A 23101-nucleotide genomic window follows, 5' to 3' on the forward strand; every position below is an offset into this window, starting at 1 on the left:
CACATGGCCGCACCGACCAGGCTCAGCAGAACATCAGATCAACCCTTGCCAACGGGGAGCCGTCCACACATGGCGCTTTTCAGCCTAAACCGTCCACAAACACCCGCCAGCCTCTAGATCCTCGACGCCTCTTGGATGACGGCACGCGAGTGATGCTGTTGAGCGCGGCTCATAATTGTTAACAACAATAGACCGCCTGTGGGGCGAGTTCGCTAGGCGTGGATTCGACGCGCGCCACAAACGCTCGCGGATAACGACATAGCGCCCGGGAGGCGTGGCCAATCTGGACGCGGCCGGATCCGTCACTATCGTGAGTGGCGGCCTTCGGCGAACGTCTCGATCATCTTTGCGCAGAAGGCCGGCAGATCGTCCGGGTTGCGGGAGGTGACCAGGCCGTTGTCGACCACGACCGTCTCGTCGACCCAGTTGGCGCCGGCGTTGGTGAGGTCTGCCTTGAGAGAGGGCCATGAGGTCATTCGCCGACCGCTGACCGCATTGGCGTCGATCAGGGGCCAGGAACCATGGCAGATGGCAGCGATAGGCTTGCTGGTCTCGATGAAGGCGCCGATGAAGGCAATGGCCTCGGGTTCAAGGCGCAAGGCGTCCGGGTTGATGACGCCGCCAGGCAGGACGAGGCCGGCATAATCGTTGGCGTTGGCGGTCTCCAGCGTGCGATCCACGACGGTCTTGTCGCCCTTGTCGTGGTGTCTGAAACCCTGAATCTCGCCAGCCTTGGGAGCCACGATCTCGACGGTCGCGCCTGCAGCCCTCAGAGCCTCCACTGGCTGCGTCAGCTCGACCTGTTCGAAACCGTCCGTTGCGAGCACCGCTATGGTCTTTCCGTTGAGGGCGGTTGTGGTCATGGGCGGCTCCTGTTTATTGGGTTCGGGGCGGAAACCGCATGATCCGAAGATCGTTCCACTTTTCCGGCCGGCCCCGCCCGACAACAAGTCAGAGAGAGGCCGACGTCATCGATCCGGCCAGACAGAGACTGGCTTCAACCCCTGGGCGCAATAGGTTGCGGATCCAGTCGAGCCTTCTCCTTGGGACTTCGAGGTCTCGCTACCGGAGCGAGCTCAAGTCAGCGGCGGGCGCGTGAGCTTCAGGCGGTCCGGTGGCGGGAAGGCAACGCGTGGTACCCTGTGGATCGGATTAGCGCAGCGGGGTGTAATGGCAGGTAAAGGCCGGGTCGCCAGACATTAGGCGGGGCGTGAGATGAATGTGCAGGCGTTGGGCCTGCGCGGCGTCGTCAAGCGCGAAGGCTTGTTCCGCCTCGTACATCTCGTCTCGGTGGGCGTCGGTCCAGTCAGACGCCAATCGGATGGCGCGCGCCTTGGCGGCCGGGAGGCTGTCGGCGACGACGAAGACGTTGCGATGCTGCTCGGCAAAGGCCACGCCGTCATATCCGCCGAGGTTGACGTAGTAGAGCTTCTCTTTGCCCTCGTAGGGCTCGGGGCGGAGACTGACTTCATACCCGTCCGCTTGCGAGATCTCCGACCAGCAATCGACATGCAGGCTGCCTTCCCGGCCCCACCATTGGGCCAGCAGGGTCGGATATGTCGCCTCGATTGCCGGGGCGACGACAAAGCGCATGTCGTGCACCTCGATATTCGCGCCCGGATGTTCGCCCCCGATGTAGATCGCAAACAGTTTCATCAGTCCTCGCTTCAGGCCGCTGCGGCGCCCGGACGGGGCACGGGCTTTGCGGTATCGACGACAAACGCCAGCCGGCGCCCGACGATCCCTCCCATCTCGTGCGAGCTGGTGATGCCTTGGGCGAAGGGGTGCCGGTTCATCAGGAAGGGCAGGCTAAGACAGAAAAGCCGGTCCGGCGGCAGGGGCGCGTCGACCGGACGGAACAGGTCATCGACAGCGATGCCACGCACGATGTCGGGGGCATCGTTGGCCACCTCGTCACGGACGATGCCTTGCTCCAGCAGCGATAGGAACGGGAATTGGATCGCACACAGTGCCCGCTGGCCGGTAGCCTCGATAAAGATCGGGAAGTCGCGGGTTTTCCCGCCTATGGTGACGCGAGCGCCGCCGTGGGGCCGCCGGGTGTCGATCAGATGGTCGTCTCCGAGCGATATGACCTCCAGCTTGTCGGCCGCATGGAGGGCGAGCATCCGCTCGATCGATTCATGCGGCACTCCAGCATAGACGTCTACGAAGACCGGCTTGAATACGCGGTTGAAGCGATCGAACTGCGCGGCGTCGAGATGGGGTACGACGGTGGCTATGACCTCGTGCATGCGCAGAATGGCGTCGCGCCACGGCACGGTAACCTCGGCGGCGTGGTTCGCCCGCGCTTCTTCCAGGTTGGCTGCGGCCCAGACAAAGGGATCGGTCTCGGCACGTCTGGCGAAATAGGCTTCGCCAAAGACTTCGATCGTCGCATTGGCCAGATCCGTCTCGGCGGCGTAGGCGGGATCGACAAGCATCAGTTCGCGGCGGAACAGGTCGAACACGGCGTCGAGCAGGCCTGTCCGGGCCTGTCCGATGATGGCCGCGACTGCCTCCGGCGTGCAGATATCTAGCGGGGCATGCGGCAGGGGGAAGTAGAAGTCGGCCTCCGGCAGGATGCCCTTGCGGGACATCATGGTGATGCGAAAGGCGCTCGTGTTTGGCGCGGGCACATAGACCAGCGCGTCGCCGTCACGGGTAAAGGCGCCATGCGACCCTGCCAGAGCGACGGCCGTGTCGATGGCCGTGAGCGAGGAACCGCGGATACCGACGCCGGTCGCCGGCAGAGCTGCGATTGTCGAGGCCGGCCAAGGGCTGAGGAAATAGCCGGGACGCACTTGCTGGCGGGACGGCCATTGGTGGCCGGTGGCCAGCACTACATGGTCGAAGACCGCCTTCGTCGTCAGCTCTGACGACCGAGAGGTGATGGTCAGCTCGATACCCTCGCGTCGATTCACAGCGTCAACGACGCGACATCCGGTCATGACCCTGATCGCCACGCCGCCGGCTTGGGCGTGTTCTACCATCGCCTTAAATTGGCTTTCGAGATATTGACCGAGGGCGATTCTGGGCACGAACGTGCGCTCGTCCAGTGCGGTGCGGTCGATGTCCAGAGCCTTGAGCTCGGCGTCCGATCGTGCGGCCAGCCAGTCTGCCAGGGTGTCGATGACCGGGGGGATTTCGACGCTGGCGATGTTCGACAACATGGCCCGGTCGTTCCAATCGGGACTGTACGGGCTGCCGGATCCGGCCGTCGCTCGCGCCTCGAACACGGTGATCTGTGCGGCGCATGCTCCCTCTAAAAGGAGGGCGTGAAGAGCGTATAGGGCTGTCGGGCCAGCCCCGACGAAAGCGATTGACGGCGTCATGGCACCACAATGCGCGACAAGGGCGAAGGCGCCGCTGGCAGATGGGCATTTTGTCTTTCGGCCAAAAAAACCCGACGTCCACCCCGCCCAGCCCACTAAGGCTGGATAGTTCTCCGGGTCGGCCACTGCGACGCACCGCGGCAGTTGCTACGCGAACGTGCGCGCTGAAGCGGACCTTCCGAGAGTCTGGAAGGGGTGGTTAGCGGACCTGAGGTCGGAACCAGTCAACCTGCGTTCTGGCAGCCGCTGTCGCTTCGGCTACCGCTGCGTACAAACCCGATTGGAAGCTAGGCAGCCAGTATGCGTGCTCAAACTCACTATGGTCGCCTTGCGTCTCCACCCACTTCCAGACGGTGAACCGCCACAAGCCATGATCACCCTCCTCAAGTGTGAGGGCTGCTTGCCCATCAGGGCTCTGGTAGCGTTGCCTGTACCGATACTCTGTCACCGTCTTGAGCGTAACCGCTCGCGCTTCCATGGCAACGTCCGCAACGGGTCGGGAACCGTCTTGGGCGCGACCGACCGGAACGCGGACATTCGAGATCCGCCCGAATGTCGCGTTTCTGGCGATTAGCGAATGCCCGCTGTTGGTGCATTTGCCACCTAGGTCTGCGGCCGGCTCGATGCTCTGCCACGCGCAGGAAGTGAACGTTTGTCTGCCCGGCTGTGAGAGCCCTCGTTCAACGCAAACGAAGCGCGGAAATCCTGCCTCCAAGCCAGGCGCGGCTAATTGCACGACGACTGACGGGCGAGCCAGGTACGGGCGGCGTCAACGGGATTTTCGCCTTCACCATCGATGACCTGGTCCGGCTCGATCCCCTTCAGGTAGGTTCGGCTATTCCGATCCATCATCATGGCCGTGGTCACGACCACATTGGTGCCGTCGGCCAGCGGATAGCCCTCATTGGAGGAAGCGACGCCATAGGTGCGAACGCCGAAGGTGCGGGTGGAGGCGCGCCCCGCAAAGGCGACCGCAACGCCCTCGCCGGAACTGGCGGTCGCGTCATCCAGCAGAAGTGCGACGGGTGCGACGGCGAGCGATGGGATCGGACGCCAGTTGTCGATTGTCATCATCGTCAGGCCGCGTCCCTGTTCGGCGAGCACGACCGCAGAGCCCTCCTTAAGCGTGGCATAGTCCTCGATCAGTCCGTCGGCGTCCTCGCTCCGGCCCTGCGGACCGTCTCCAAGCAGGCCCGATAGCCCAAGCAGCATCGGCCACACATTGCCGCCCGTATTGCCTCTCAGGTCCAGGACATAGCCGCAGGTGCGCGGGCCGGAGTCGGCGACGGCGCCGAAAAGTCGCGAGGCGTAGGCGACCGCATTTTCGCCAAAACCAGAGACGGAGGGCACGGTAATCAGCTCGGCGTCGTGATTGGGGCCAACAGCAAGCGTGTGGGCTTCGATCTCCGCCCGCTTCATGAACTGCGAGCCAGGACGAGGCCGAGGCGGCGCATCAGGCATAAGCGGGCGGTCGCCGTATCGCTCGCGCCAGGCGGCGACCGCTTCGGGGGTCGGTTGGACGAAGGAATGGCCGTCGCCCAATCCACGCGCCAGGGCCGCCCAGGCCGGAAGCATGTCGATGTCGTCAGCGGCCCCTTCGACGCGATGGCGCATGTCCTCGGCAAGGGCGTCCCATTCGACCTGCCGGCTGCGATAGGCGACGGGGCGAACGACAGCGACGGCGTCTTTGATGCGCGTCTCAGCGTCGAAACGCTCCGAAGGCTGTTGTGTCAGCGAGAAGGCGGCGAGAAGGGGGAGGAGCATGACGGACCTAAATCAATGTTCAGGCTTGGTAGTCTGAAGATCCGGCAAGCCGCCAGTTAATCCTCGGTCATGTAGGCGGCTTGGGAGTCAGCAACGGGATGGGCGCGGTTAAGCGCCTGGCCGCTGCCAGTTTCGAGTCTCCGCGCTGAAGCCCGCCCGCATGCTGTCGACATAACCGAGTCTCTGATCCTGACGACATGAGCCGCAACGGTTTACTCCAGCAGGGATTACGGCTGGATGCGTGGCGAACTGAAGACCTACCAAACCAAGCGCCGGTTCGGCGAGACTCCCGAGCCCAAGGGCGCCAGGGGCGGGCGATCGACGGGCGCCTTTCGCTATCTAATCCAGCGTCATGCGGCGACGCGGCTACATTATGATTTCCGCATTGAGGCGGACGGGGTGCTGAAGTCCTGGGCCGTGACCAAGGCGCCGTCGCGCGACACGGCGGTCAAGCGACTTGCAGTGGAGGTCGAGGATCACCCGCTGGACTACGGCTCGTTCGAGGGCACGATACCCGAGGGCAACTATGGCGCCGGCACAGTGCAGATGTGGGACGTCGGCACGTGGGAACCACAGGAGCCGGACCTGGAGGCGGCCTGGGCCAAGGGGCAAATCAAAATGGTCCTTCACGGCGAGCGGCTGAAGGGCAAGTGGGCGCTGATCCGGTTGAAGAACGATCGCGGCAGGCCGTCCAAGCGGAACAACTGGCTGCTGTTGAAGGAGAAAGACGACTTCGCGGTGGCAGGCGAGGGGGGGGCTTTGGCCGAGATCGACGCCTCCGTAACCACGGGGCGCTCGCTGGCCGAGATCGCAGAGGGCGCCAAGGAAAGGACGTCGTCCAAGCCGACACCGCAAAAGGGCCCGGCCAAAGCCAGGTCGTCGAAAGCGGCGCTGAAGGCGCAAAAGCCGCCACCATTTGCGCCGATCCAACTGTGCAAGGTGACGGACTATCCGCCGGGCGGAGTGGGCTGGTCGCATGAGATCAAGTTTGACGGCTATCGCATTCAGATCGGGATCGGTGGCGGTCGGGCGGTGCTGCGGACACGCAAGGGTCTGGACTGGAGTGACCGGTTCCCTGAGCTGTCGGCGGATGCCGCAACTTGGCCGGACGCCGTGATCGACGGTGAGTTGTGCGCGCTGGACGACGATCACATGCCTGATTTCGGGGCGCTCCAGGCCGCAATCTCGAACGAGAAGACCGGCAGCCTTGTCTACTTCGCTTTCGACCTGTTGTTCGAGGGCGCGGAGGATCTGCGCAAGTTGCCGCTCTCGCATCGCAAGGCGCGGCTACAAGCCTATATGGACCGGATCGCCAAGCGAGCAGCGGGTCGGATGCGTTACGTCGAGCACTTCGCCTCATCAGGGCAGGCCGTGCTCGAGAGCGCGTGCAGGATGGACCTAGAAGGTGTGATCTCCAAGAAGCTGGAAGCCCCGTATCACGCGGGGCGGTCCACGACCTGGCTCAAGTCCAAATGCCGTGGGCGAGACGAGGTGGTGATCGGCGGGTGGTCGTCGGAAGGAGGGACGCGTTTTCGCTCGCTGCTGGTCGGCGTGAAGGAAAAGACCGGCCTTCGCTATCTGGGACGCGTCGGGACCGGCTATAGCGAAGCGGTGACGAAGATGCTGGTGCCGGCGCTGAAGGGCGTGGCTACAGACAGATCGCCATTTTCTGGTCCACGCGCGCCGAAGGCGGCCAAAGACATCCACTGGGTCAAGCCGGTTCTGGTCGTCGAAGTCGAGCATGGGGGATACACCGAAGCGGGCTCCCTAAGACAGGCGGCGTTCAAGGGCTTGCGCGAAGACAAGACGGCCGCCGAGGTGACGCAGGCGCCTCAGGCGCCGACGGATATGGGTGCCGGCGGCAAGAAGCTGAACACGACGACGCGGTCGGCTGGAAAGTCGGGCAAGGAGATTGTCGCAGGGGTGACGATCTCCAGCCCCGGCAAGGTGCTGTGGCCCGCCGTGGATGACCGGCCGGCGATTACCAAGGCCGATCTTGCGCGCTACTATGAGGCGGCGGCCGAGCGGATCCTGGCCCATGTGGCGAATCGGCCGACCTCGATCATTCGCGCGCCCGAGGGCATCGCCGGCGAGACCTTCTTCCAGCGCCACGCCATGGCGGGGTCGAACCCGCGTCTGAAGCTGATCGATGTCGAAGCGCGCACGCCCTATGTCGCCGCGGTCGATGTGGGCGGTCTGGTCGCCATCGCCCAGTCGGGCGGGCTGGAACTGCATCCATGGGGCTGCGCGCCTGGCAAGCCGGAAATCCCGGACCAGATCACTTTCGATCTGGACCCCGACGAAGGGCTGAATTTCGCCGATGTGATCGCTGCCGCCAAGGTGGTGAAGGCGAAGGTCGAGGCTTTGGGCCTGACGGCCTTCGTTAAGACGACCGGGGGCAAGGGGTTGCACGTTGTCGTGCCGATCAAGACGGACGCCCGCTCGCGTGTCACCTGGGACCAGAACAAGGCGTTCGCCAAGGCTGTAGCCGACCAAATACGCGCTGAGGCGCCCGAGCGATTCACGACCACCCTCGCCAAGAAGGCGCGGGGCGGAAAGATTTTTATCGACTATCTGAGGAACGGACGGATGGCGACGGCGGTCGCGCCCTGGTCACCGCGCGCCCGACCGGGGGCGGGGATCGCGTTCCCCCTCTCATGGGCGCAGGTCAAGGCTGGGTTGGATCCGGCTGCATTCAACCTTTGGACTTATAGGGCTTTGCTGAAGAAGCCCGATCCATGGGCGAACTTCCGCGCCTCGGCGGTTAGCCTGAAGTCGGCGCTGAAAGCGATGGGGGTCTAGGCGGCGGCCGCTTCATTGCTGCAGCTTGGTTCTTGAGCCTGACCGACTCGGCTAATGCGCTATCATGACCCCAGACAAGCTCGCGGAAGCGTTAGCTGAGCGTTCGGGCGAGCGTTACTGGGGCGACGGCGCGCTCGATCCCTCTTGCCCGCCCTGATCGACCTGTTGCGTAGGTGTCTGGGCGACACCTGCTTGTTGGGTCACCCCCGGATTGGAGGCGGCCGCGCCCATGGTGAGGTCCGATGTGGCGTCATCCTCCATGGATGCGGCTTCAGGCGCGGAACGCTCGGCGTCCCGGCTGCCGCAGGCGCCAAGCGTGAGCAGGGCGACGGCTCCCACCGTCAGGAGTATGGACCTGGGCATGTTCGGTCTCCCTTTCAAAGCCGTTCAACGGCTGAAGGCTGTGGGTGTTGCGAACGCCGCCCTTGGCGACGGATCAGACGTTTAGGGGGTGAACTGGATCGTTCGGGCGAACTGGAAGTCCTCGTCGCCTGGCTCAACGGTTGCGTCTCGCATCAAGGCGACCGCAGCGTCGCCAAACCCGAGGCCTGGATGGGTCTCTCCCAGCACGCGGCAATTCTCGACCTGGCCGGTCGCGCGCGCTGTGCATTCCAGCGTGACGGCGACGGCGAGGATCGGCGCAGCGTGGTTTTCCTGAGCCGGCGCCTCGCGCGCGGTCAGCTTCGCCACCGTTTCTAGTTTCGGCGAGGCGTCCAGCATCAGTGCGGCGGCCAAGGCGATGATGATCATGGTCATACCCTCCGAGCCGTTAACTTCCGCGACGATGCTCGGTTCCTCCTGTTCGGCTTCGAACGTTCGGTGACGGCGCCTGCGACTCCACAAGGCCCCGGCGCCATGAGAAGCTGACGCGATGTGCAACAACTATCGCCTCCACGTCCCGGTGAACGTGATCGGGGATGTCTTCCGCCAAACGGACAGGCCGCTGCATTTTCCTGATGGCCAGCCCAACCTCCCGGCGACGGATGACATCCGTATTGGTGATCGGGCCGCGGTCATCACACTCGAAGGCGAGACCCCTCAACTGACGATGACGCCGTGGGCGTGGAAGGGGCCGGGCGGTCGCCCCGTGTTCAACTTTCGGTCGGACGGACGACGGTTCGATGCATCGACACGCTGTCTGATCCCGGCCGACGGCTTCTATGAGTTCACTGAGGCTCAGCCGGGCGAGAAGCGAAAGACCAAATGGCTGTTCACCATGAGCGGAGCGCCCTGGTTCTGGATCGCGGGAGTCATTCGCGACTGCGCCTTCGCCATGCTGACGACGGAGCCCGGCCCGGATGTCGCGCCCTACCATGACCGACAGGTCGTGGTGCTGGCGCCGGAGGAGGGGATGGCCTGGCTGGACCTGTCCCGGCCAGAGGGAGAAATGCTGAAGGCCTTGCCCGCCGGGGCGCTGTCCGTGGATCGCGTCTGGCCGCCCGCGCATTCATAACGCACGGCTTGGGAAGCTCTGCGGCTTGCCTCGCGCCGCCGGACCGGCGACAGTCCCGCGTCCCCGGCTGGCCGCCGCTATGTACAGGCGCAAGCTAAAGGCGTCGGCGCACGAGCTCTCGTGTTCTCAACTGTCCGGCGGACACCCTCCCTCATTGTGGCGCTTGGCGGGCAGGGGAGGTAGGCTTGTGCGGAAGTGATTTGGGGCGCGGATGCAAACGCAGGCGACAGGCATGATCATCGACCCGACGACGCTGCGGATGCAGGGCGGACGCCATCATGCGCGCTGATCTCGACCACCTGCCGGCCAAGCAACAGCGTGAGCTGGAGCGCGTCCGCACGACCCTGCTGACCGAGTTCGAAGCCGCGATCAAAAGCGGGGGCGGGGGCACCCAGTCGTGGCGGCGCGACGGCCGGGTGCTGAAGATCATCCTGTTCGGATCCTACGCCCGCAGCGATTGGGTCGATGAACCCGACAACGGCTATCTGTCCGATTTCGATCTGCTGGTGATCGTCAGCCATGAGAAGCTGACCGACATCGCCGACTACTGGTACGTCGCCGAGGACCAGATCCTGCGCGATCCCGCCGTGGGGCGGACGGTCAACATCATCGTCCACACCATGGCCGAGGTGAACCAGGCCTTGACCCGGGGCGAGTATTTCTGGACCGACATCCTGCGCGACGGCGTGACGCTCTATGAGTTGCCGGGCCATCCGTTCGCTCAGCCGCAGCCGATGACGGCGGCGGAGGCGCATAATGCAGCCCAGCGGTATTTTGACGAGAAGCTAGGTGACATCGACGTGTGGATTAAGGAAGCGCGGCAGCATTTGGGCGATGCAGCTGAAAGCCGACACGCTCGAAAGCATGCAGCGTTCCGCCTGCATCAGGCGACAGAGTCCGCGTACATCTGCTTCTTGCTTGTTAGCACCTTCTATTTTCCGCGCTCCCACAACATCAAATTCTTGCGCTCCTTGGCCGAGGACAGCGACAAGCGCCTGACCGTCGCTTGGCCTAGAGAGCAGCGCGCCGACCGTCGACGCTTCGAGTTGCTGAAACGTGCTTACGTCGAGGCGCGCTACTCCGATCAATATGATGTTGAGGCGGACGACTTGGCGCGACAACTTGCGGCTGTAGTTCGTCTTCGCGATTTGGTCGCAGCCGCCAGCCAAGAGCGTATAGCTGTGCTTTCTAGAGCTGTCGAAGCCGGAGCCTGAGGGGCGTCGAGCGACGTAATCGGTTCTTGAAGCGCGTGCATTTGCACGGTTCCTGACCGAAAGTGGATTCTGCCGAAGCTTCTGTTCCTTTGGAAGGGGGCGCGACGCGTCGCAATTGCGCCCCAAATGGGCAACCGGCGCTTGCAATACGCTTCTGTTGGCGCTAGTCCAGAATCTGGCTTACAGGCAGATTTGTTGTCGTGTTTCGCGACATATGAAGCAATACGACTTGTCGTTGCTTCCCAATGACCTTTATTGCTGCTTGTCTGATTACAGATGAATGGCTCTTCGATCGCATAGGAGTGCCTGTAAGCCTCTATCCTTAAATTTGGCGGTGCCGTGTCTATTTTAAAGAGTTTGAGAGCGGCAGAGAGCATCGACGATCTGGCTGCGCTGTTAGGTTATAAGCCTAAGGCGCTGTCTTTTATTATCTACAAATTGCCTTCCGCGGCGAAGTACGAGAACTTCCAGATTCCAAAGAAGAGCGGCGGCGTTCGAGATATCTGCGCGCCCACGGAACAGCTGAAGCTTCTCCAGCGTCGATTAGCTAATATCCTCTACTTGTGTCGCGACGAAATCGATAAGGATAGTAATCTCGGATCGCTTTCTCACGGGTTTCGGAAGCGTCACTCAATCGTGACGAACGCGAAACCTCACCACGGGCGCCGCTACGTTCTAAATTTAGATATTAAGGACTTTTTCCCAAGCTTCAACTTTGGGCGTGTCCGTGGCTTTTTCATTAAGAGTAAGGCTTTCGAGCTCAACGAGAAGGTCGCCACACTCATCGCGCAAATTGCTTGCCATGAGAACGAGCTGCCTCAAGGCAGCCCTTGCTCTCCGGTTATTGCAGACCTGCTCGCGCACCTGCTGGATGTGCGGTTGGCCAAGATGGCGAAGCGGGAGCGCGTGACGTACTCACGCTATGCTGACGACCTCACCTTCTCGACGAATCAGAAGGCGTTTCCGTCCGCGCTTGCAAGGCAGAGGGCTGGTGATCCTGAAGTCTGGGAGCTTGGCGACGAGTTGCTAGGCCGGATCGCTGATGCTGGCTTTGAGGTCAGTCACGGCAAAACGCGCATGCAATGCCGGATGTCCCGCCAGCTCGTGACGGGGCTTACAGTGAACGCGAAGGTGAACATCCGATCCGATTATTACAAGCGCACACGGGCCATGTGCGATGCGCTTTTCAAAACTGGGCAGTACGCCGACCCTCTGGATACGAAGTCGCTAGCGCGAGCGAAGGGGAAGGTGCCGGTTTCCAATGGAGACCGGGCTGCGATCAAATCGCTTCACCCTATCGGAGGCCGCCTGGCTCACATCCATCACGTGAAAGATCAAATCGATCTTCGCGAGGAATTCGACAAACGGAAGCACAAGACGGCGTTTCGAAAGCTCTACTGCCGCTTTATTTTCTTTCGCAATTTCGTCGCGCTCGACAAACCGTTGATTCTTACGGAGGGCAAGACGGACAATGTATACCTCTCGCTATCGGTCCGTCATTTGGCGAGCTTTCACCCTAAGCTCGGACAGATTACCGCCAAAGGTTTCTCCAACACGCTCCGTTTCTTCAACCATGCCAATAAGACGCACAAAGTCCTTGAGTTGGACGGTGGGTCCGGGAACTTTAAGTTCTTCGTCATCCGATATAAAGAGATGATGGATTCGTTTAGTTACAAACCTCAAGCTCATCCCGTTATCCTCCTTCTAGATAATGATGACGGAGCGAAGGATATATTCGCGATCATAAAGCAAAACTATGGTGTCGCCATAGATCACAATTCCAGTCATGGTTTTTATCATGTGACGCACAACCTCTACCTTGTGAAAACGCCGCATGTCGGGAAGAAAAAGAAGACTTGCATCGAGGACATGTTCGAGCCCGCCCTTCTTAAAGAGGAGCTAGGGGGTAAGAAGTTCAATCTCGGCACACCTGATCCAGCGAAGGAGTACGGCAAGCACGTGTTCGCTGAGAAGGTGGTTCGGGTGAAGGCTGAAACCCTAAAATGGGACGGGTTTGCGCCACTCCTCCAGCGTGTCAGCGACGTCCTCGATCACTACAAACCGCCAGTCTGATAGCCTAGCTTCGTCCACTTCACCGAGCTGGACAACATGATGGGTATGATGCTGTCCCAGGTCGAATACACCTGGCAGCTGAAGAACATGCCGGAATGGGCGAATGCAGGCGCAGTTCCCGCAGCTGGCGCGCGACAACGCCGAGACCCTGGAAGGCAAGGTCGCCGTGGTCCTGATGAACGAGGGCTGGGTCCACGAGAGGGCGATGAAGCGCTGAGGCCTGGCGGGGCAGGGGCGGCTTCGGCCGCCTCTGCCCCGTGGACCTGAGCAGGGTGGTGGGCCAAGGTGACGGTCGGCCTTGAGGGAGGATGCCGTGGATGACTGCCAGACTGAGTTTGTGGAGCCTTTGGAGACGCTGCGGCGGCGTGCGCGGGCCACGCCCGGTCTGCTGCAGGACGACGCCTGGCGGATCGAAATGACGGCCGCGATCGCAGCGGCCCGAGCCTGCGGCGTCAGATCTAAGACCCTGGCCGATTTCGAAGCCCTGTTGCGCGGATGAGGTCCGCCGCCCTTCAGCGAGGCGTGTTCCTGGCCTTCATGGCCGCCGCAGGGATCGTCTTCATCGCGGGCGTGGTCGTGCTCGCGCGGGGCGTTTCGATTCTGCTTTGACGGGAACCACGGCGACGCTTTTGGGTTGTGCTGTTCGTGTTCTCCTCGGGAGGAGAATCGGGGAACGGCCCGGCAGCGCAACAGCCCCCCTTTTGCGGCGCGCCGGGCCGTTGTTCGCTTCGGCGGCTTGATCGCCGCAAACCGGCATTATGCGGCTTGCCAACTGAATCCGCCTGATTCAGACTTGGGACGCGTCTGATTTGACGCCGGGGCGTGAGAACCTCGCTTGAGCAGATCCTGAAAATCCCATTCGCGCTCCGTGGCGGCGGGTGGCCCGCGTGCATGTCCAGGCTCCCTCGGGGGCTAAAGACGTCGGCGCATGTGTTTGAGCATGTTCTCAACACCCGGTGCTTCGGCCGGGCTCGCCTCTGAACCGGAGGCGAGCCCGTGTCGGATGGATTGGAAAAACTGCAGCCTGAAACGCCGATGACGCTGGACGGCCTGCATGGACGTTATGCGTCGTGGTTTCGGGCGCGTCTGGTTCGCCGCTATGGAGCGGCTGACGCCGAGGACATCCTGCAGGAGGCCTGGTTGCGGCTGGCGTCCTATCCGGGCCTGGCGGGCATTCGTCATCCGAAGGCCTTCCTGCTGCGCGTGGCGAGCAACCTGGCGCTAGGGCAGGTGAGACGCAGTGCGGTCGCGGAGCGTTTCGCGGCTGTGACACCGACCGTGTCGCATGAAGACGCCGACCAACTGGAGACGGTCTTCTTCCGGCAGATGGTCCTCGACTTGCCACAACCTCTCCGAGATGTCTTTCTTCTGTCCCGTGTGGGCGGACTGACGAACAGCCAGATCGCCGACCGGCTTGGTATCAGTCCAAAAACGGTCGAATGGCGTATGACGCGGGCTTTGGCGCGCTGCGCCGCCCAGGTTCGACGCTAGGGATGGGGCATCGCATGGCTGGCCCAAAGGCCCGTATGAGCGCCGCCGATATTGAAGCGGCTGAATGGCACGGACGCCTGGGCGGCCGGAACGTCGACGCCCGCATGATCGAGGACTTCTTCACCTGGCGCCAGTCGCCCCAGAACGCCGAGGCCTATCGGCGCGTGGAAACCGTCTGGTCCGGAACCGGCAAGCTGGCGGCAGATCCCCAGGTGAACGAAGCGCTTGAGGCCGCCTTCTCGCGACGGACGCAGCGGCGTCGGCCGCCCCGGCTTCTGCTGGGCCTGGCCGCGGTCGGCGCCGCGGCTGCGCTCGCGGGGGGCTTCAGTTTCTGGCTGCAATCCCGGACCGTCTTTTCGACAGGTGTGGGGGAGGAGCGGCTTGTCCAGCTGGCTGACGGCTCTTCTGTACGCCTCGACACCGCGTCGCGGGTGAGGGTCCGGTTTGACGGCGATCGCCGGTTCATCGAGCTCCAGGAGGGACAGGCCTTGTTCACGGTGGCCCATGATGCGGGCCGTCCCTTCGTGGTGGCGGCCGGCGACGCCAGGGTGACGGCGCTCGGCACGGTCTTCGACGTGCGACGTGAAGCGGCGGGCGTGAAGGTGGTCCTGGTCTCCGGCGCCGTAGAGGTGGCTGACAAGGCGGGAGCGGCGAAACGCATGACCGCCGGCCAGCAGGCCAGGGTGACCAAGGGCGGGGTGGCGACCCGGGCGGCGGACGTGGGCGCTGAGACGGGATGGGTCGACGGCCGCATCGTCTTCCGGGACGCCCCGCTGCGGGCGGCGGTGGCGGAGGTGAACCGCTACCTGCCCGAGAAGATCGTTCTGGATGAGACGGTCACCGGCCGGGCGTCGGTGAACGGGGTGTTCAGGACCGGAGATCGCGACGCCTTCGTCTCGACGGCGACGGAGGTTTTCGACCTCAAGGCCTCGACCGGACCGGGCGGGACCATCGTCCTGACGGGACGAAGCGAATGAACTGAGGGCGAGCGCCAGGGTCTTTCGGGGGCTCAGCCATCTCTTCTCAGACGCCATGGGGCGTCGTGGGGAGTCCTGAGATGAATCGTTTGAGTTTCGTGTCCGCCAGTGCGCTTGCGGCCTGCCTGTTCGCCGCCAGCCCGCCCGCCTGCGCCCAGGAGGCGCGCGTCTTCAATATTCCCGCCGGCTCGCTTCGCGACGCCCTCAACCGGTTCGCGACCCAGTCCGACCAGCAGATCCTGTTTTCCAGCGACCTTGTGGCCGGACGGCGAACCGCAGGGCTGAACGGCGCCTATGCGCCCTCGGCCGCGCTTGATCGGCTCCTGGCCGGCACGGGTCTGGTCTGGCGCGAGACCCGACCGGGGGTGATCTTTCTTGGCGCGACCGACGTCGCGGCCGACGAGGTCACCCGGCTTGAGGAGGTGATCGTCACCGGCAGCCTGTTGCGGGGAACCGGACCGCTGTCGTCGCCGGTCGTGGTTCTGGACCGTGACGCCCTGGACCGGCGAGGTCGGGGGTCCGTGGCGGAGGTGCTGGCCGACCTGCCGCAAAACTACGCCGGCTCGGGGACGCCGGGAGCGGTATTGGGTTTCGCGGATCCCGCCGGCGGCAACAGCGCCCTGGCCACGGGGATCAATCTGCGAGGCTTGGGCGTCGGTTCGACCCTGACCCTGGTCAACGGCCGACGTCTGGCGGGGACGGGTTCGCGCGGGGCCTTCGCCGACGCCTCGGCCATACCGTCCGCCGCCGTGGAGAGGGTGGACGTCCTGCTGGACGGCGCCTCGGCCCTCTACGGCTCCGACGCCGTGGCGGGCGTGGTCAACATCGCGATGCGGCGCGAGTTCGACGGCCAGGAAAGCCGGTTGAGGCTGGGCACCGGGCAGGGCGGGAGCGAAGAGGTCGTCGTATCCCATATGGCGGGTCGGTCGTGGGACAGCGGCGGGGCCTACCTGGCCTACGAGCACCAGACGGCCAAGGGGCTGAACATGCTCGACCGGCCCTATACGGCCGACGGCGACCTGCGCCCGTTCGGGGGGACAGACCGGCGGGGGCTCTTCTCTTCGCCGGGCAATATCGTGGCCGTGTCGGGCGGGGCTTTCGCGTCGCAATGGGCCATCCAGCCTGGCGCTTCCGGAGTCGCGCAGGGTCCCGGGGATTTCGCGGCCGGGCAGGCCAACGGGACGGCCCTGCTGTCGGGGGCGGACCTCATGCCGGACGTTCGACGCGACAGCCTCTATGGGCGGGTGCGCCAGGGGTTAGGCGACCGGTTCGAGGCCAGCGCCGACGTGCGGTTCAGTCACCGCGCCTATGGCCTGCAGAACGCGCCGACGAGCACCGTCCTCACCGTCACCGCCGCCAATCCCCACTTCGTGACGCCCAACGGCTCAACCCAGCATCTGATCGCCTATTCCTTCTACGGCGATCTCGGCCCGACGCGGAAGAAGGGGACGTCTCGAAGTCTGGGCCTCACCGCGGGCGGCGCCTATGACCTGGGGGCGGGCTGGTCTCTGGACGGCTATCTCGGCCTGGCCGAGGAAAGGGGCGAAAGCCTGGTCTTCAAGGTCGTCAACAGCGCCTACCTGGCCGAGGCGCTGGGTAACGGCGCCGACAATCCGGCAACGTCCTACGACCGCCTTCGCGACGGCTATTTCAACCCGTTCGGGGCCGGCGCGGCCAATGACCGGGCGGTGCTCGACTTCATCAGCCAGGGCTATTCGTACAAGCTGGAGCGCAGCCGCACGGGTTCGGCGAACCTGCTGGCGAGCGGGCCGGTTGCGAGGCTGCCGGGCGGCGATCTTGATCTGGCGGTGGGCCTCCAGGCCCGTCGGGAGAGCCTGTCCAGCCGCGCCCGCAACCTGACGTCGACGACGACGCCCCGGGACGTTCTTCAACCCGACTACGAACGGACCGTTCTGGCGGCCTTCGCCGAGGTCCGCCTTCCGATTGTCGGAGCGGACAACGCCCGACCGGGCCTGGAACGTCTCGAACTGACGGCGGCGGCGCGGTTCGAGGACTATGACGACTTCGGCTCCACCACCAATCCCAAGATCGGTGCGGTCTGGTCCCCGGCGCGCGGCTGGAACCTGCGGGCCTCCTATGGGACGTCGTTCCGGGCGCCGGCCCTGACCCAGATGTTCGACGCCTCGGCGGCGACGATGACGACCGTGCCGCGCAGCGACGGCCTGCGGATTCTCAGCGTCTATCTCTACGGCGGCAACCCCGAACTCAAGCCGGAGACGGCGACGACCTGGACGGCGGGCTTTGACTATGCGGCGGAGGGCGGCGCGCGGTTCAGCCTCGGCTATTTCGACACGCGCTTCTCGGACCGCATCAACCAGCCGGTCAACGAGAACCTTCAGGCGGTTTTGACGGATCCGTCGCTGGCCCCCTTCGTGCGCCTGGTCGATCCGGCGGGGAGCGCCGCCGATCTCGCCCTGGTTCGGTCCTTCATCGAGGCGCCCGGCTTCCCGGCGGCGGGTCTCTACCCGCCGGATGCCTATGGGGCCATCCTCGACGGGCGCTGGGTCAATGCGGCGTCCGTCGATGTCAGCGGGCTCGACTTCGCCGCCGTCTATCCGGTGCGCTTCGGCGAGCAGGAGGTGGCGTTCGACCTCTCCGGATCCTGGCTGCTCGCCTATGACCAGCAGACCACCCCGGCGGCGCCCTCGCTCTCGGTGCGCGGACTGATCGGCTATCCCTCCGAACTGCGGTCGAGGGCGGGCGTGACATGGACGCGGGGCGAGCTTTCGGCCGGTCTGAACTGGAGCCATGTCGCCGCCTATGAGGATCGGGCGGGAACCAGGATCGACGCCTGGAACACGGCGGACTTTCAGTTGGGCTGGGACCCGGGGCGAGGCCTGCGGGTGCTCTTCAACGTTCAGAACCTGTTGGACGCCGATCCGCCCTTCTACGACGCGCCTTCCGGCGTGGGTTTCGATCCCGGCGGCGCGAATGCGCTCGGTCGCATGGTCTCCCTTCAGCTGATCAAGCGCTGGTAGGTCGCCATGGAGATGCGCAACAGCCCCGCCTTGGCGGGGATCGCCCTCGCATGCCTGCTTTGGACAGGCGGGGCCAGGGCGGAGAAACGACCCGTCGTCATCGAAGACGTCCTGTCCATGTCGAGCTTCGGCGCTGTCTCCCTGTCGCCGGACGGTCGCTATGCGGCCTGGGAGCGGCAAGGTCCCTTTGACCAGGGGCCGCGCTTTGACCGCGACTGGCGCTCCGCCTGGAGCACCGGGGTCCTGTTCGTCGCCGACCTCGACGCGGGGAAGGCGCCGGCGCCGATCGACGGCGGCGCGACCGGGCTGCTGCTCGGACCCTGGTCCCCGGACGGGCGACGACTGATCGTCTATCGGCTCGTGGGCGAGATCGCCGAAGCCGGGATCGCCGATGTGCGAAGCCGTCAGGTGCAATGGACCGGGCTCGCGCCGGACCTGCCGCTGAACGGCGCGGGGGCGGGCTGGATCGACGCCGAGCGGTTCGTCCTGAGCGTGAGGACCGACGGACGGACGCCCTGGCAGCTTCGGTTCCAGACCCCCGGGGCGGAGGTTATGGCCGAGCGCTGGCGAAAAAGCCGCCAAGGACAGGCGCCGTCGCGGCAGATCCTGGACACGCACGACGCCGCTGTATCAGCGGACGAAGCCTACGAGGTTCAGACCCTGATGACGGTCAGGGCCGACGACGGCGTCGGAACACCAGGGCTGACGGCGTCGATCCGGGATTTTCAGATTTCTCCGGACGGCGGCTGGACCGCGGTCCTCACCCAGGCGGAGGCGACGCCGCTGCGGCCCGAGGAAAGAACCGTTCAGAGCGCCGTGCTGCGAAGGGGGCGTCTGCTTCTGGTCGAGACCGCCACGGGACGGACGGTCGCGCTCGAGGACGACCTCGATGTCGCGCCTAACCTGCTGCGCTGGTCGGCCGGTTCCCGCGAGGTCGTCGTCTGGGCGCGTCGCGACGGTCAGACCTGGGGCGAAGGCGGCCTGGTCAGGATCTCGACGGAGGGGGCGATCCGCCCGGTCGATACCGGCGGGCTCGAGCCCAGGGAGAAGGGCCGAACCATCGACGAACTGCGGGCGGCGCGGGCCGACTGGGTGGGAGAGCATCTGATGATCTACGCCCGGAGGCCCGACAGCGACCGATTAGATTGGTGGCGGCTGGACCCCGGCGGCCCTGTCGCGGTGACGCAGCGTCTGGCGTCCGTACCCGACCGGCTGACCAGCGTGGGCGAGGTTTCGGCCAGGCTGGTCGCCGACGGCCGGCTGTGGGACCTGTCCGCGAGCGGAGCGATCGAGCCCGTCGGCGAAACGGAAAGCGGGCTGCGGTCCGCCGAGCCGGTCAACCTGCTGGACACGGTGCGCAGCCGGTCGAACAGCGCGGCGCGGCGGGCATGGTCGCCCCTTTTCCAGGACGACCGTCTCACGGCGGTCAGGAATGACGGGAGCACGATCTGGCGGGCGAGTCGGGACTGCGCCGGCGAGGCTAGGGTGCGGGCCGCGGCGGGCGAGCGGGCGCTCATGACATGCGACGTCGAGGGCGTGTCCACCCTGACGGCGGAGGACCGCGCCGGCGATCGGGTGCTGGAGGTGCTGAACGGCGGCTTTAAGGATCTTCAGCTCGCCAGGCCGATCCCTGTTCCCCATCTCGATCGCCTGGGCCGTCCCGTGACGAGCTACCTCTATCGCCCGCCTGGCGTGGAGGCGGCCGACATCCGCGGCGTGATCGTCGACTTCTATCCGGGCAGGGGTGACGCCGGTCGATGGACGGACGCCCTGAGCCTGAGGTCGGGCATGCAGGCCAGGGTTCTGGCCATGGGCGAGTATGCGGTCTTTTCGACGAGCACGACGCCGGAAGGCGAGAGCCGCCGCGCCGAGATGCTGGACGACCTTATGATCGGACTGAACCTGGCGATCGACGCCGGTGCCGCGACCGCTCCGGACCTGCCCTGGTCTCGTCTGGGTCTCTATGGTCACAGCTTCGGGGGGTACAGCGCCCTGGGCGTGGCGGCCCGAACGGATCGCTTCAAGACCTATGTCGTCTCCTCGGCGCCGACCCTCCTGTTCAGCAAGTGGGGCGAGCCCATGCCGGCCAGCCGGTTGTGGCCCAACGCCGGCCCGGCCTGGAACCAGGGCGCAGGGTCAACAGAACAGGGACAGGCGGCCATGGGGGCTCCGCCTTGGGCTATCCCTGAAGCCTATGCTCAGGCCAGTCCGATGCTGGCCGCTCCCTGCATCAGGGCGCCGGTCATGCTGGTCACGGCGGATCGGGACTATGTGCCGGCTACCCAGTCGGAAGCCATGTTCGCCGCGCTCCACCGACTGGGAAAACCGGCCAGACTGATCACCTACTGGGGCGAGGGCCACGGGATGACGAGCCCCGCCAACCTGCGCGATCTGCACGGGCAGATCTTTCGTTGGCTGGATGAGACCCTGGGACGGTCTTCATCCTCAGACCTGGAGGCGGTTGTCCCAGGCCCGCACCCACCCTTCGAACAAGGCCGCCAGGAGGATGTCGGGATAGTCGCCGCAGCGGATCAGGGCGTCTCTTGTCAGGGCGGCCTCTGCCGACCGGCGATCAATGACGCCCAGGGCGGCGAGCCGCCCGTCCAGAAGCCAGGGCCTTAGATCTCGGAGACCGTCGGCGATCATGCGCCCGAAGTAGGCGGTGAGTTCGCCCTTCGAGCGCCGGTGGAGAACCTCGGGCGGCAGTCTGTCCCGGAAGGCGAGGCGGGCGAGAGCGCGATCTCGCCGGCCGAGGGTGAGTTGGGGCGTGGTCAGGCCGAGGCAGGCTTCGATCACGGGCTGTGAAAGCAGGGGATGGAAGACATCGACGGCGGCGGTCAGCCGGCTGGGGCCGTGGAGGCCGTGTCCCTGGAGCAGACTCATGACCTGGACGGCCTTGGCCGGTCCCCAGGCGGCCGCGTCGTCGAGCCAGGGATGATGCGGAGATGGCGAAACGGACGGCGTGAAGAGATTCAGATCGCCGGACGCCGGATAGAGCGGCTGCTTCCAGCGCATGGCCTCCGACACCAGCGTCCAGACCGAACGTTCGTTGAGGCGCGCCAGACGGACGAGATCCTTTGAGCACAAGGCGCGCCACCCCTTGAGTCGCCAGAGATCGGTGAAGACCCTCGCCGCCGCAGGCTGGATCAGCATGCCGTCGCCGCCCTTTCCCGTGAAGAGGGCATCGACCCCGGCGCTGGAACAGCGGATCGCCCATTCCTGGTCGAAGTCGCCGTCCAGGGCCGCGAGGGAGGGGCGCAAGCGCTGCGGCGCCGCCTCGAGCGCGTCGCGATCCAGGGCCGCCGCGCGACGGTTGAACCGGGTCGCGTCTATGTCGAGATGCTTTTCGAGGGCTGCGACGAAGGCGCTTTCGTCCGCGCCGAGGCCCGGACCAGAAGCGTTGAGCCAGAGGCGGACCTCATGGCGGGGATGGAGAGCTGCGGCCACGATGCTCGAGTCGAGGCCCCCGGATATCTCGGCGCCGACACCCTCCGCCGCGGAGGCCAGTCCATCCACCGCCTCCACGACGGCGGTGCGGAGATGGTCCGCAGCATCAGACGTGGACAGGGACGTCAGATCGCGCCGATGGACATGGTCCGCCGGCGACCAGAGCGGGATCGTCTCCTCGGCGACGAGATCGCGCATCTCGCCGGGAAGGAGGGCGACCGGGCCGTCGAGAAGAAGGCAGGCGCTCAGGGCCAGAGGGTTCCGGACGGCTGCGGACAGCCGCTCGGTCGAAATCCTCCAATCAGGCGCGACGGACTTCACGAGTCCGTCAGGAACATCGGACGCCACGAAGGTCAGGCCGTGGGCTGTCCAGTAGACGGCCTCGCGCGCGCCCGACGGGTCGCGCAGGATAGCCGTCGCTGCGCCTGACGGATCGAGCAGAACGCCGACATAGCGTCCCCAGATGCGGGCCATCATCTTGGCGTCGTAGCCGCGAGGATCCCGGTCATCGATGGACGGGAAGACCGGGCGCCGGCGATCAAGGACGTCGCCGAGCAGGGTCCAGGGCCCGATCCTGGAGACTTTCGGCGGGCGTGGGCCCCAGGTGATCATCCAAACCAGAGGGGACAGGCGGCGGGCTATGAAACCCTGGCGCTCGGCCACGTCACACACCGCGCGGGCCAGGCACTCGCCGGCGAGGTCGTCAGCGCGTCGGCTGCACAGGAGGAAGTCGCCCACTACACGGCCATGATCGGCGTGAAGCCGCCGACCCTGTTGAGGGTGTCGCCGACGACGATATCTCTGACCTGGACCCAGCAGTGGGCGAAGAAGGGCCAGGTGCGCACGCCGAAAACCCAGGCGGCGTCGACGCCGCGTTTGCAAAGGCGGTCATGGAGCATCCAGGACCGCTGGAGGCAGTCGCCTTCGAAAGGGACCCAGGGACGAACGGCCTCGAAGGCGCCGGCTTGGCGCACGGCTTCAGCCAGATCCTGGGGGCGCGCGAGACTTCGGCGCCGACGCGCAGTCTCGACGAGCGCCGCCAGGTTTTGACGCTTGAAGGCGGCCGTGGCGGCCAGGGCGTGGGTTAGGGCCGAAAGGGCGGCCAGGGGAGGGGCGTCGCCGGGCAGGCGGATGTCGCTGACGGCTCGCGGCAGTGGTGTCCGCCAAAGCCTGTTGGTGCGGGCGGCCAGCCCTGCCGTCACGAGATCATCGACAACGACCGCCGCGCCGCAGACGCCGCCGCCGTTGCGGACGGGCTGCAACAAGGCTGAGGCGCCGGTGATCAGAATATAGGCGTCGGACTGAAGGTCGAGGACGACGATGTCCTCGTCCACCCAGGCGAGATGAACGCCCGCGACCAGATCCGCTTCAGCTAGGGCTGTCATGAGAGATCTCGACAAGGGCAAACGGGCGGTCGCGGAAGCGGCCGCCCGGTCCGTCCTACATGGGGAAGTCCGTGCGGAGGCCTGCGGCCTCGACGTACTTGCCCTCGATCTCCAGGCGGGTGAGATTATGCGCGCTGCCGACGCGCACCAGCTTCAGGATTTGG

At 65.1% G+C, this 23101-nt stretch carries 16 protein-coding genes and 1 pseudogene; 9 read left to right on the forward strand and 8 right to left on the reverse strand.

The genetic code is table 11. The features are described 5' to 3' along the window. Positions 1 to 305 precede the first annotated feature (305 nt). From AC3A3G_RS00005 to AC3A3G_RS00020, 4 genes are all read right to left on the reverse strand, one after another. Complete coding sequence (locus tag AC3A3G_RS00005; protein ID WP_487487226.1) at positions 306 to 863, reverse strand: type 1 glutamine amidotransferase domain-containing protein; 558 nt, start codon at positions 861 to 863, stop codon at positions 306 to 308. Positions 864 to 1152: 289 nt separating this feature from the next. Beyond that, positions 1153 to 1656, reverse strand: coding sequence for a DUF1543 domain-containing protein (locus AC3A3G_RS00010; protein ID WP_487487227.1), 504 nt, complete (start codon positions 1654 to 1656; stop codon positions 1153 to 1155). Positions 1657 to 1667: 11 nt separating this feature from the next. Next, a complete protein-coding gene (locus AC3A3G_RS00015; RefSeq protein ID WP_487487228.1) occupies positions 1668 to 3332 on the reverse strand; it encodes an FAD/NAD(P)-binding protein in 1665 nt (554 codons plus the stop codon). Between the two features lie 726 nt (positions 3333 to 4058). Continuing rightward, positions 4059 to 5096, reverse strand: coding sequence for a S41 family peptidase (locus AC3A3G_RS00020; protein ID WP_487487229.1), 1038 nt, complete (start codon positions 5094 to 5096; stop codon positions 4059 to 4061). Between the two features lie 237 nt (positions 5097 to 5333). On the opposite strand from AC3A3G_RS00020, the gene ligD reads away from it, so the two are divergent. Continuing rightward, complete coding sequence (ligD, locus tag AC3A3G_RS00025) at positions 5334 to 7898, forward strand: DNA ligase D (protein ID WP_487487230.1); 2565 nt, start codon at positions 5334 to 5336, stop codon at positions 7896 to 7898. 114 nt (positions 7899 to 8012) lie between these two features. On the opposite strand, the gene AC3A3G_RS00030 is transcribed toward ligD, so the two are convergent. After that, positions 8013 to 8261 (reverse strand): hypothetical protein, encoded by a 249-nt coding sequence (locus tag AC3A3G_RS00030; RefSeq protein ID WP_487487231.1) that lies wholly within the window; start codon positions 8259 to 8261, stop codon positions 8013 to 8015. Positions 8262 to 8342: 81 nt separating this feature from the next. Continuing rightward, positions 8343 to 8648 (reverse strand): energy transducer TonB family protein, encoded by a 306-nt coding sequence (locus AC3A3G_RS00035; RefSeq protein WP_487487232.1) that lies wholly within the window; start codon positions 8646 to 8648, stop codon positions 8343 to 8345. 121 nt (positions 8649 to 8769) lie between these two features. On the opposite strand from AC3A3G_RS00035, the gene AC3A3G_RS00040 reads away from it, so the two are divergent. The 8 genes and pseudogenes from AC3A3G_RS00040 to AC3A3G_RS00075 all read left to right on the forward strand — a co-directional run. Continuing rightward, positions 8770 to 9351, forward strand: a complete 582-nt coding sequence (locus tag AC3A3G_RS00040) for an SOS response-associated peptidase family protein (protein WP_487487233.1) — start codon at positions 8770 to 8772, stop codon at positions 9349 to 9351. A 278-nt stretch (positions 9352 to 9629) separates the two neighbouring features. Then, positions 9630 to 10565, forward strand: a complete 936-nt coding sequence (locus AC3A3G_RS00045; RefSeq protein ID WP_487487234.1) for a nucleotidyltransferase and HEPN domain-containing protein — start codon at positions 9630 to 9632, stop codon at positions 10563 to 10565. A 339-nt stretch (positions 10566 to 10904) separates the two neighbouring features. Beyond that, positions 10905 to 12638 carry a retron Ec67 family RNA-directed DNA polymerase/endonuclease gene (locus AC3A3G_RS00050; protein WP_487487235.1) on the forward strand — a complete coding sequence of 578 codons (1734 nt, stop codon included), beginning with the start codon at positions 10905 to 10907 and terminating at the stop codon, positions 12636 to 12638. 313 nt (positions 12639 to 12951) lie between these two features. Next, positions 12952 to 13137, forward strand: coding sequence for a hypothetical protein (locus AC3A3G_RS00055; RefSeq protein WP_487487236.1), 186 nt, complete (start codon positions 12952 to 12954; stop codon positions 13135 to 13137). Between the two features lie 536 nt (positions 13138 to 13673). Then, the gene (locus tag AC3A3G_RS00060) at positions 13674 to 14129 is read left to right on the forward strand and encodes an RNA polymerase sigma factor (protein WP_487487237.1); all 456 of its coding nucleotides are present in this window, start codon (positions 13674 to 13676) and stop codon (positions 14127 to 14129) included. 35 nt (positions 14130 to 14164) lie between these two features. Continuing rightward, positions 14165 to 15106 carry a FecR family protein gene (locus AC3A3G_RS00065; protein WP_487487238.1) on the forward strand — a complete coding sequence of 314 codons (942 nt, stop codon included), beginning with the start codon at positions 14165 to 14167 and terminating at the stop codon, positions 15104 to 15106. Between the two features lie 80 nt (positions 15107 to 15186). Further along, complete coding sequence (locus tag AC3A3G_RS00070; protein WP_487487239.1) at positions 15187 to 18105, forward strand: TonB-dependent receptor domain-containing protein; 2919 nt, start codon at positions 15187 to 15189, stop codon at positions 18103 to 18105. Positions 18106 to 19992: 1887 nt separating this feature from the next. After that, positions 19993 to 20526, forward strand: a pseudogene (locus AC3A3G_RS00075) (alpha/beta hydrolase family protein); the annotation flags it as partial. Between the two features lie 24 nt (positions 20527 to 20550). Here the strand turns inward: AC3A3G_RS00075 and AC3A3G_RS00080 are convergent. After that, complete coding sequence (locus tag AC3A3G_RS00080; RefSeq protein ID WP_487487240.1) at positions 20551 to 22290, reverse strand: asparagine synthase-related protein; 1740 nt, start codon at positions 22288 to 22290, stop codon at positions 20551 to 20553. Next, positions 22290 to 22937 carry a lasso peptide biosynthesis B2 protein gene (locus tag AC3A3G_RS00085; protein ID WP_487487241.1) on the reverse strand — a complete coding sequence of 216 codons (648 nt, stop codon included), beginning with the start codon at positions 22935 to 22937 and terminating at the stop codon, positions 22290 to 22292. The genes AC3A3G_RS00080 and AC3A3G_RS00085 overlap by 1 nt, the downstream gene beginning before the upstream one ends. Positions 22938 to 23101: the final 164 nt, after the last annotated feature.

The sequence above is a fragment of the Brevundimonas sp. Soil_N_31 genome, assembly GCF_057655995.1.

What these genes read in the sequence shown, in the direction of transcription:
- AC3A3G_RS00005 (WP_487487226.1), bottom strand. Translation starts at nt 863, where the DNA reads ATGACCACAACCGCCCTCAACGGAAAGACCATAGCGGTGCTCGCAACG.
- AC3A3G_RS00010 (WP_487487227.1), bottom strand. Translation starts at nt 1,656, where the DNA reads ATGAAACTGTTTGCGATCTACATCGGGGGCGAACATCCGGGCGCGAAT.
- AC3A3G_RS00015 (WP_487487228.1), bottom strand. Translation starts at nt 3,332, where the DNA reads ATGACGCCGTCAATCGCTTTCGTCGGGGCTGGCCCGACAGCCCTATAC.
- AC3A3G_RS00020 (WP_487487229.1), bottom strand. Translation starts at nt 5,096, where the DNA reads ATGCTCCTCCCCCTTCTCGCCGCCTTCTCGCTGACACAACAGCCTTCG.
- ligD (WP_487487230.1), top strand. Translation starts at nt 5,334, where the DNA reads ATGCGTGGCGAACTGAAGACCTACCAAACCAAGCGCCGGTTCGGCGAG.
- AC3A3G_RS00030 (WP_487487231.1), bottom strand. Translation starts at nt 8,261, where the DNA reads ATGCCCAGGTCCATACTCCTGACGGTGGGAGCCGTCGCCCTGCTCACG.
- AC3A3G_RS00035 (WP_487487232.1), bottom strand. Translation starts at nt 8,648, where the DNA reads ATGATCATCATCGCCTTGGCCGCCGCACTGATGCTGGACGCCTCGCCG.
- AC3A3G_RS00040 (WP_487487233.1), top strand. Translation starts at nt 8,770, where the DNA reads ATGTGCAACAACTATCGCCTCCACGTCCCGGTGAACGTGATCGGGGAT.
- AC3A3G_RS00045 (WP_487487234.1), top strand. Translation starts at nt 9,630, where the DNA reads ATGCGCGCTGATCTCGACCACCTGCCGGCCAAGCAACAGCGTGAGCTG.
- AC3A3G_RS00060 (WP_487487237.1), top strand. Translation starts at nt 13,674, where the DNA reads ATGACGCTGGACGGCCTGCATGGACGTTATGCGTCGTGGTTTCGGGCG.
- AC3A3G_RS00065 (WP_487487238.1), top strand. Translation starts at nt 14,165, where the DNA reads ATGAGCGCCGCCGATATTGAAGCGGCTGAATGGCACGGACGCCTGGGC.
- AC3A3G_RS00070 (WP_487487239.1), top strand. Translation starts at nt 15,187, where the DNA reads ATGAATCGTTTGAGTTTCGTGTCCGCCAGTGCGCTTGCGGCCTGCCTG.
- AC3A3G_RS00085 (WP_487487241.1), bottom strand. Translation starts at nt 22,937, where the DNA reads ATGACAGCCCTAGCTGAAGCGGATCTGGTCGCGGGCGTTCATCTCGCC.